Raw genomic sequence first — 9,590 nt, 5'->3', positions numbered from 1 at the left:
GAATGCCTGCGCCAGCTGCCAGGCCTGCGGCGGCACACTGGCCGCCCACTGCGGCAGTTGTTCCGCACTGGCCAGATGGACAATCAGCGGATGATTGGCCGGGCGGCCCTTGGCGGCAAAAATAGCGCGCACCGCCGCCGCATTGCGGGCATCGGCGGCCAGGCCGTAAACGGTTTCGGTCGGTACGGCCACGCATTCGCCAGCCTGTAATAACTGCACGGCGCGTTGCAGGCCGCTGTCGCTGAGGCCATCAAGCCACTCTGTTTTCATAGTCGGTCATCGTTTTCATAGTCGGTCATCGTCTTCAGGGGTTACAGCACGGGCAATCGAACGGATCGGCCAGTGCGCTAACCGGATATGTCTGGTTAAAGCCGCAGGCACAATATGCCGTGCGGCGCTGAATTTTATGGGTCGGTGCACCACAACCTGCGCAGGGCAGACCAGCCTCAGCGTCGTCGGGCCAGAAACCGGGACGCTGACAGGCCGGACACTGGGCTGCCAGCCGTTGTTCCAGATTGTCGGCCGCGGCGCGGATGCGCTGTGAGCGCAGCGGGCTGTACATCGCCCGCCAGTCGGGTTCCAGCGTCAGCGGCCAGGACCATAGCCGCTGCAGAACCTGCGCCGCGCTTGTCAGTCCTTTATAGGTATGGTCGCCGGTACGTAATATCCAGCCCTGACCGGGGTAGCGGCTGAACAGCTGAGCCAGGGCCTGCTCATCGGCCAGCGGCTGTGCACCCAGCGGCGCAGGCCCGGCGGCAACACCAGTGACACACTGGCCGGTGTCGCGGTTAAACAAGGCCACCAGTTCCTGTTGCCAGGGCAGCAAACCGGGGTATGGCCCGCCACCAAAGCTGCCTTCGCTGCCGAGGCCCAGCCCGCAACCGCTGAGATCCGCTGCCAGTATGGCTTTCAGGCGCACCACTTCCGGCGCCGGCGCAGGCCGTTCGATCTCGCCGGAAAAGGTGCCCAGCCGGTCGGTATCCCAATGTTCAATGCTGACCACGCCAATGCCTTGCCCACGCAGCGCCGCCGCCAGCAGCGGGCCCTTGCCATGACGGGTCAGCAGGGCGGCGACCATCATCAGAAATAGCCCTCACGCTTTTTCTTTTCCATCGAACCGGCCTGATCGGCATCCAGCAGCCGCCCCTGGCGTTCACTGGTGCGGGTAGTGAGCATTTCCGCGACGATGCCTTCTACCGTGGTGGCGCGGCTTTCGACCGCACCGGTCTGTGGATAACAGCCCAGTGTGCGGAAGCGTATCCAGCGCGGCTGCAGTGACTGCAGCTCACGCGCTGACAGGTGGGGGCGCATACGCTCATCGTCGAGGGCGAGAATCTGACCGCTGGCGTCATCGACCCAGCTCAGCCGTTCGGCGGCAAAGTAGAGCGGTACGATGCCGATGTTTTCTTTCAGGATGTAAAGCCAGATATCCAGCTCGGTCCAGTTCGACAGCGGAAACACCCGCACCGATTCGCCTTTGCGGATCTGGGTGTTGTAGATCGACCACAGCTCCGGCCGCTGGGCTTTGGGATCCCAGCCATGGCTTTCGCTGCGCACCGAGAACACCCGCTCTTTGGCACGCGATTTTTCTTCATCGCGGCGGGCGCCACCCAGCGCGGCGTCAAAGCGGTAATAGTCCAGTGCCTGTTTCAGCGCTACGGTTTTCATCTGGTCGTTGTACTTTACCGAGCCGGATTCCACCGGATGCACACCCGCAGCCAGCGCCTCTTCATTGGTGTGCACCAGAATCTGCAGCTGATGTTCGGCGGCCAGCCGGTCACGGAACTGCGCCATTTCGGCAAACTCCCAGGTGGTATCCACGTGCAGCAGCGGCAACGGCACCCGACCGGGGTAAAACGCCTTGCGCGCCAGGTGCAACATGACAGTGGAGTCTTTGCCGATGGAGTAGAACATGCAGGGGTTATCGAACGCCGCGACGACCTCACGGATAATGTGAATCGCCTCGGCTTCCAGCCGCTGCAGATGGCTCATACGCCCGGCGAGGAGATCAGTCATGGCCTGACTCTCCTTCTGGCTCTGCCTTTGTATCCTGCCATGCTCCCTGATACAGACGTGCGGCCACGCCGTTATCATCCAGCCGGAACAGGTACAGCCAGTCGTTATCCACCAGCTGGCGCACGTTTTCGTGACGTTCGACGATGGCGGCAATAGCCTCGGCCGGCGCCTGAATGTAGACACTCAGCCGCAGTGGCTCATGCATCCACTGCTTACCATCGTGCACTGACTGCAGCGGCAGGCCGATGCGCAGATCACCGCCGTTGCCTTCAAATACGCCGAGATTCCCCCCCACCACGTTGTGCAGCACTTTGTTGCCACTGCCGTACTTCAGCGGATCGGTGACCGAGGCGTTGTACTGCATATTGATCCAGTGGGTCACCACCATCGGCGCGGTCATAATCAGCTCCAGCACGCTGAAGCCGCTGTCGTCCTGCCAGACATAATCGTGCAGGAAGGTGCGGCCACCGAAGTTCAGGCCACGGCAGCGGCTGCGCGGCGCGACAATAAAGGCGCTGTTGCCCGCCAGACCCCATTCCGGGCGCACTTCTGACCAGTCGAGGGCGCGCTGACGCAGGGCCGCATCCAGCTGCTGCGGCTGGTTAAGCAGTGCGCTGTCGGCCAGACCCAACGCCACAGCACGCTCCCGCTGAGCCAGAATGCCGGCATCAGCGAGCCACTGCGCGGCCATATCCGTCACCTTGCCGAAGCAATGGATATGATCAGTGGTGGTGTTATGCAGCGCCGCCACAAAACGGGTGCTGTGCGGAATGATGCGGCCACGTTCAGCCAGCACCTTGCGCACCGCTTCGTCGTTCAGCAGTTGTGCCAGCACCTGCACGTTCACCGCACCGGTCTGACCGCCACAGGCACCGCAATCCAGCCCGGCGGCATGGGGGTTGTTGGTGGTATGACTGCCATGACCGACCAGCAGCACTTCGCCCGCCAGCCGTTTAAGGCTCATGGCCTGCAGAATACTGCCGGCCAGATCGGCTTTTTCGCTCAGGGTCAGCGGCCGCTCGCCGTTCCACAGGGTCCACTGGCCGCTGACAGCCAGATCGTTGACCGGGTGTTCCTCAGCCTGCAGGCCAAAGGTTTTACGCAGCAGCTTGGCGGCGTAGCTCAGGCCCGCCGCTTCAACCATGCTGAACGCGGAGGCCGCACCACGGCTGAAGTCGTGCCAGGCGGCGGCTTTCTGCTGCTGCTCCCTTCTGGCAAAACCCAGCGCCTGGGCTTCATGTCCGCCTTCGCTGACGCGCAGACCGGCGGCCAGTAATCCCGGCAACTGTGGCCGCTTAAGATCGGTACCCACCGGGGTATAAGCCAGCGGCAGACCAAAGAAACCGGCAAATCCCAGCGTCTGGATATCTGCGCTCTGGGCCTCCAGGGCGCGCCGCATCACCTCAGAGCGCACATCAATACAGAAGACGGCCTGCAGTTTTGGCTGCGGTGAGGTGGCCAGCGGCTTCTGCGCCAGTATCTGCATCTCCTGCTGCTGGCGGGCAATTTCGGCAGCGCGCTGCCATACCCACAGCGGTTTCTGGGCCAGCCGCTGTTGCTCAACCAGCATGCTCAGTTGCGGTAACTGGCTGTACCACTGCTGCTGCAGTTGCTGTGCAGCCTGCTTGTGGCGCAGCTGCCAGTGACGCCACAGCGCCAGCTCCCAGCCGAGACGGATGGCGATCAGCTGTGGCAGGGCATCGTCGCTGTCGCCCTCCAGCCGCGACTGCCAGCGCTCATAGGCAAACCAGGAAGCCCAGCCGTTAATATCAAGCAGCAGGGCATGGCAGTAAGCTTCAATCTGCGCGACATGAGTGAGCCCAAGCTCATCCAGCGCGATCAAAGTCAGCGCCTGCGGGTCATCCGGCAGCTCACGGAAGGCTCTGGTCAGCCCGGGTTCGCCCATCAGAATGGCAATACCACGGTCGGCGCGGATCTGCTTTACCCAGCTCAGGTACAGGTTGTGTGCCGACTGATGGTCCGGCTGCTGACAAAAAGCAGCGCAGAACTGGCTGATCTGATGGCTGATTTCATCGCGCCAGGCCATCTGGTGCTGACGGTCACGGGTGCTGTCGAGCAGGTCTGACACATTGTGCCAGTGGGCTTCTGCTCCCGGCTGTTTCAGCGCCTGCAGCAGGCTGGCGCTGTCTTGTTCCACACCGAACTCAGCAGCGGCCAGTTGCAGATGAGCATCGGTGATACGGCTGCGCTGCCACTGCCGGACGTAATAGTCAGCCGGCATCAGACAGTGCATCCGGCCCAGCGCTTCCAAGCGGGCGGCGGCAGCGGTAAATGACTGATCGCGCAGCTCCCACAAAGGGTTTACCGCGATTAACTGATCCAGCGGCCAGGTCGGCGCCACGCGCTTTCCGGCGGCCTCAACCGCTGCCAGACGTGCAGAACATTGTGCTGATACAGTCAGTGTGCTCATAACAGTTGCTCCTTCCGGCCGCTGGCCAGTACGTGTTTTGACCCCTGATGTGGCGCTAACTGCTTGGGATTGGCCCGTACCGGCAGGCTGGCAGGCCACAGACGCAGGGTGATACGGGTAAACCATTCATCCAGATACAGGCCGGCAAACAGGGCCAGCGATAAGCGCTGCACCAGCGGCCAGTGGGCGCGGTAACGCAGCAGCCACCAGACAGTGAACAGCAGCAGAAACAGGGCACTAACCCACAGATCTGCGGCACTGAACAGTCCGGGACGCAGCGCCGCCGACAGCTCACCGCTCAGCGGCTGCAGCAGGATTTTCAGCAGGCTGTAAGCCAGCGCCAGACCAGCTGCCAGCAGCAATGTCCATGCGCCTGACGCGCGCTGTACCAGCAAGGTGGTCAGCGCCAATGCCAGCAGTAACCAGCCGCTGACGGGCTGAATGCCGGTATGCAACTGAGCACTCAACTGAACACTGAACCACCAGGCCGCAGCCACCAGACCAGCCGCTGCTATCAGCGCCGGCAACCAGCGGCGCGCCGCCGCTGGCGGAGCAATCAGCAGTGACTGCTGCACATGCTGCTGTACCGCCGAGCCGGAGCTTAAGAACGCCCAGGCTTTATAAGCCGAGTGCGCCAGCAGATGCAGTAACGCCAGCTCCACCATGCCCAGTGCACACTCGATCAGCATCAGACCCATCTGTGCACTGGTCGACCAGGCCAGCCGTACCTTGATGCTGATGCGGGTGGTCATAATCAGTGCCGCCAGTACCGTCGTCAGACCGGCCACCACCAGCACCAGCCACTGCGCTGCGGCCACCTGTAAAAACAGCGGGGCAAACAGAATCAGCAGAAAGCCGCCAAGGTTAATCACCCCGGCATGCAGCAGTGCGGATACCGGCGTCGGCGCTTCCACCACCTGAATCAGCCAGCCATGTACCGGCAGCTGGGCACATTTGATCAGCGCGGTCAGGGCAATCAGCACGGCGGCAATTTGCTCATTCAGGCTGAGGGCTGCTGGCGCCTGATAAGCACTGATAATGGCGTCGATATTGGCCGTGCCGTGCTGTTGCCAGAGCAGGTAAAAGGCAACCAACAGAGAGGTTTCCGCCAGCCGTGCCAGCAGGAATTTTTTATGCGCCGCCAGCGCCGCGCGCGGACGGTCAGGGTAGAACATCAGCAACTGATGCAGCGCCAGACTGATGGCAATCCAGCCCAGGGCAAACAGCAGCAAATGATTGCTGATAAACACCAGCGCCACCGCCGCCAGGGTCAGCAACAGCCAGCGCAGATAACGGCCAAACCCCGGATCGGCGGCCAGATAACGGCGTGAGAATTTCACCACCACCAGTGCCATCACGCTGAGCAGCAGTAACAGCGTCAGGCGCAGGGGATGATCGCTCAGCCAATGCCGCTCAGCGGCCGGAAACAGCAACGCCAGCGCGATGGCGCTCAGGGTCAGCAGGGCAATGAGTTTCACCACACGCCAGGCAAAACGCCAGCGCTGGTCGTCACTGAAGGTAAAACGCCGGGTCTGCAGACCGGCAGGAACAGCGGCCAGAATCAGTGTCAGCGGGATCGCCGCCAGCACGATGGCCATCAGCAGAGAGGAAATACTCATGGTACGCAACCTCTGTTATGGGTTCAGGTGCGCGCAGTATCTGCGCACTGGTTGCTATAGGTAAAATAGATATAAACTCACATTTCATTCACTTTTAGAGAACAATCAGATGAGCCGCCTCAATTATCATCATCTGCATTATTTCTGGCGCGTCGCCACACTGGGCAACCTGACCGAAGCGGCGCGTCAGCTGCATGTGTCGCAATCGGCGCTGTCGGCGCAGATCCGTGCGCTGGAAGAAAGCATGGATACCCAGCTGTTTGAACGCAGCGGCCGCCGCCTGCGGCTGACCGCCACCGGCCAGCGGGTGCTGGGTTATGCCAATGATATTTTCAGTCGTGGTGAAGAGCTGGAGTCACTGCTGCGCCATGGAATTGAGCCGGAATATCAGCAGCTGCGGATCGGCGTGTTATCGACCATGTCGCGTAACTTTATCGAGGGCTTTATCGCGCCGCTGATCAACCAGCCGAAAGTGCGTTTCAGCCTGCATGCGCGCGGTATGGACAACCTGCTGAACGGTCTCGCCACCCATCAGTTCGACCTGATTCTGACCAATAGCAACGTCGCCGCAGAGGGGCAGGAAACCCTGTGGCAAAGCCAGTTACTGGCGCGCCAGCCACTGGCTGTGGTCGGGCCGCCAGAGCAAAAACCAGCGGCTGAATTCCCGCAGGGGTATGAAGGCCGGCGCTGGGTGTTACCGGCCAGCGGTACCGAGCTGCGCAGCGCCTTCGATGGCTTCTGCAGCCGCTGGAATTACGAACCGGACGTCCAGGCCGAGGCCGACGATATGGCGATGCTGCGTCTGCTGGCACGTGACACCGGCGCGCTGACCGTACTGCCAACCGTGGTAGTAAAAGATGAGATTGCGCAGGGCACACTGCAGGAGTTTATGACTCTGCCCAATGTGTTTGAGAGCTTTTATGCGGTGACGGTGAAACGCCAGTTTGTCTCACCGGTGCTCACCGGGTTGCTGGGGCAGCAAAACCTGCGCAGCTGATCTGTCCAGTTTGATCTGCCCAGCTGATCTCTTCAGGTTGATCCGTGCAGGCTGGCGGCTGCAGAACATCAGCAGCCGCGGGTAACGACAAACTCATCCTTACTGAGATTGCGCTGCTCAAAATTCAGGTGGTACTGCACCTGATGCAGAATGTCTTTTTCGGTGCGCCGTGCCGCCAGGCGGGTCAGCAGCTGAGTGAACAGAATATCTTCCAGATACGGGCCATTGATTTCATGATTCTGTACCGCTGCGTCATCCAGCAACTGCAGTAAAAAATCGATCACCTGTTGTTCGCCACTCATAACACGACTCCATTTATGTGTTTTAAGAAACCTCGGAATGGCCCAGTGTGGCAGCAGAAACAAAAACGGGCTTGATTCGTATCAAGCCCGTGCGGGTTAAAAGTGACGTTATGGGTACAAACGCGCTAACCCCAGTCTTAAACCAAATAATTTCAGTACCTGATTTACAGTCTGCAGAGTTGGATTACCTTCATCGGATTCCAGCGCTGCCAGAGTGCGGCGGGAAACACCGCAAAGCTCGGCAAAATCTGCCTGATTCAGACCCGCTACATACTTGCGCAGTATTTTAAGGGCGGCCCCCAAAGAGAGTTCACCTGCAAAAACGCCGCGTTCAACAAACGAGAGCAGCTCTGTTCTGCTCATCGCTTTCAATTGCTGTGCCGTTGGTATCATCATGGCAGCAGCCCCCAGTATGTCAGGCGTTGTTCTACTCCTTTGAGATTCAGCTTACCTGTGCGTTGCTGCAGAACCTGCGATGGCACCCGGTACTCTTCAGCCAGACGAGGCAAAGCCACTAACTGTTTCGCTAAGGCTGTTAATGTGCGCCAGAGGTCGTCGGCCGTAACGCCATAACCAACCTGGGACGCCTCTTCACAGATACCACGCCAGTTAAATTCGCCCCCCAGTTCGTTGGCCTGCGACCAGCGGCTGGTACGGGTAATGCCAGACTCATCCAGTACCATAGGTGCAAGGTCATAGACCGGGGCAAGCTGAAGATGATTATTCAGCCGGAGCACAGAAGTGTTGCGGCCATGATTGTCGCTATTACCCAGAACCACGTTTAACAGATCACGGCGCACATATTCCTCCACCAGTTCAGGAACTTCAGCCTGCTGACCATGACCAGTCCAGGCTGATACCAGACAGCGCAGATACTCCGTATGCGCAATGCTGGCTCCCGGTTCAACCGAGCCGACCAACGAATACAATGACTCAACCCCGATGCGGTCAACCGCAGACGTTGTGATTCCCCGGTCAAAACGCGGCAGCCACAGGCTTGGGCGGGTTATGGAATGTTCGGTAGAGACAGGGAAAAAAATCTGCTCTCCTTTACCGCCTGTTAAAGACCAGGGTGAGCGGTAAATCGTGTCAAATCCCAGGCGGCTGGCAATCCGGTAATACGCGGCCTCGGTTTCCAGAATCAGTAAATCACTGTCCAGCGGACGATGACTGTGGGAGCTTTGCCGGGGAAACTTAACCAGAAAGAACTCATCGGCCAGATCATCCGGCAGTGTGGCATCCGGATAGTACAAACCGTCTTTGCCCCTCGTCAGCAGAAACTTAGGCGCTTCTCCGCCAGCACCGCTGGCACCACCCACTGCGGCACCACACTCCCGGGCGTAATCAAGAAACCCGGTGTCACGGCTGAGCACGTCAGCGATGGGGAAACCACGCGCAGGAGGTATATCAACCGGGCAGGATTCTTTTATACGCATATTGCCGACCGGCGCTCTGGCACCCTGTTGCAGCAGCATAAAATCATGGCTGGGGTGTTCCGGATTGACCAGATTCAGCCGTTGCCCCCAATAACGGCGCGCGGCCCCCATGGGCAGAATATCCAGCAAGAATGCTGGCCAGTGTTCGCACTCATGGGGAAAGAAATCCAGCGGATAGCGCAGGCTGACCAGCGCAGCCGGATTATTCTGGTAGCGGGCGACATAGGCCGCGTCATACTCCAGAGTAACCGGCCCGGAGCGACCGGCGGCCGGTTCGTGGAACCGGAGCGAGCAGGCTTTCTGCCACTGACCGGCGATACAGGTTTCCAGCGTTAATGTGTCTGCCATAAGAGCCGACCTGATATGTGCAATTTAGTGCACCATTTTTACGCCGAAAGGCAATAAAATGCAATATTCTGCACAAAAACTGAGGTTCGACTATTTTTTGTGCAATTTAGTGCACAAGAGTATCGCAAACGATCGATCAACTCCGGGTCAGGAGGGCTAAGCGCCCTATGCGGGTAAGGATGGTTACTTATCCTGCGGCTGTGAATTATCAGTGTTCTTGGTATCCGGCAAGACCCGCAGCAGTTCCTGCCAGGCACTTAGTTCGGTTCTGTCGAGAACCGTTACCTCTATACCCGTTTTAATGATTTCTTTAATCATATCCAGCTTTTCGGGGTACCTTTGAGCAAACTCCGCAAGAATGCCCTCATCCTTTGTGAGCTTGATACCCATTACGATTAAAAAGGAGTGACAAGCCTCGCGTAAACTTTCTTTACCGATGAT

Annotated in this window: 10 protein-coding genes; 1 reads left to right on the top strand and 9 read right to left on the bottom strand. The window is 59.3% G+C overall.

What is annotated here, in order from left to right:
* From B3P58_RS10575 to B3P58_RS10555, 5 genes are all read right to left on the bottom strand, one after another.
* Positions 1-270 (bottom strand): L-threonylcarbamoyladenylate synthase (locus B3P58_RS10575; RefSeq protein WP_286717439.1); only part of this gene is annotated, 270 nt, incomplete at its 3' end.
* Positions 271-304: 34 nt separating this feature from the next.
* Complete coding sequence (locus B3P58_RS10570; protein ID WP_286717438.1) at positions 305-1,081, bottom strand: DUF6671 family protein; 777 nt, start codon at positions 1,079-1,081, stop codon at positions 305-307.
* A complete protein-coding gene (gene cysD, locus B3P58_RS10565) occupies positions 1,081-2,016 on the bottom strand; it encodes a sulfate adenylyltransferase subunit CysD (protein WP_286717437.1) in 936 nt (311 codons plus the stop codon). Before cysD ends, B3P58_RS10570 begins: the two co-directional genes overlap by 1 nt.
* The gene (locus B3P58_RS10560) at positions 2,009-4,447 is read right to left on the bottom strand and encodes a YbcC family protein (protein WP_286717435.1); all 2,439 of its coding nucleotides are present in this window, start codon (positions 4,445-4,447) and stop codon (positions 2,009-2,011) included. The genes cysD and B3P58_RS10560 overlap by 8 nt, the downstream gene beginning before the upstream one ends.
* Positions 4,444-6,066, bottom strand: a complete 1,623-nt coding sequence (locus tag B3P58_RS10555; protein WP_286717433.1) for an NADH-quinone oxidoreductase subunit L — start codon at positions 6,064-6,066, stop codon at positions 4,444-4,446. The genes B3P58_RS10560 and B3P58_RS10555 overlap by 4 nt, the downstream gene beginning before the upstream one ends.
* A gap of 109 nt (positions 6,067-6,175) precedes the next feature.
* On the opposite strand from B3P58_RS10555, the gene B3P58_RS10550 reads away from it, so the two are divergent.
* On the top strand, positions 6,176-7,063 hold the full coding sequence (locus B3P58_RS10550) for a LysR family transcriptional regulator (protein ID WP_286717431.1): 888 nt from the start codon (positions 6,176-6,178) through the stop codon (positions 7,061-7,063).
* Positions 7,064-7,131: 68 nt separating this feature from the next.
* Here the strand turns inward: B3P58_RS10550 and B3P58_RS10545 are convergent, their stop codons facing one another.
* The 4 genes from B3P58_RS10545 to B3P58_RS10530 all read right to left on the bottom strand — a co-directional run.
* Positions 7,132-7,365 (bottom strand): hypothetical protein, encoded by a 234-nt coding sequence (locus B3P58_RS10545; RefSeq protein ID WP_145467350.1) that lies wholly within the window; start codon positions 7,363-7,365, stop codon positions 7,132-7,134.
* A gap of 108 nt (positions 7,366-7,473) precedes the next feature.
* The gene (locus B3P58_RS10540; protein ID WP_230331748.1) at positions 7,474-7,761 is read right to left on the bottom strand and encodes a helix-turn-helix domain-containing protein; all 288 of its coding nucleotides are present in this window, start codon (positions 7,759-7,761) and stop codon (positions 7,474-7,476) included.
* Positions 7,758-9,149, bottom strand: coding sequence for a type II toxin-antitoxin system HipA family toxin (locus B3P58_RS10535; RefSeq protein WP_286717428.1), 1,392 nt, complete (start codon positions 9,147-9,149; stop codon positions 7,758-7,760). Before B3P58_RS10535 ends, B3P58_RS10540 begins: the two co-directional genes overlap by 4 nt.
* Before the next feature lie 183 nt (positions 9,150-9,332).
* A partial coding sequence (locus B3P58_RS10530) for a hypothetical protein (RefSeq protein ID WP_286717427.1) occupies positions 9,333-9,590 on the bottom strand: 258 nt, incomplete at its 5' end.

It is taken from the genome of Thalassolituus sp. UBA2009 (assembly GCF_002335285.1).
Lineage (GTDB): Bacteria > Pseudomonadota > Gammaproteobacteria > Pseudomonadales > Oceanobacteraceae > Venatoribacter > Venatoribacter alkanivorans.
This window is presented reverse-complemented; position numbering and strand designations above follow the sequence as displayed.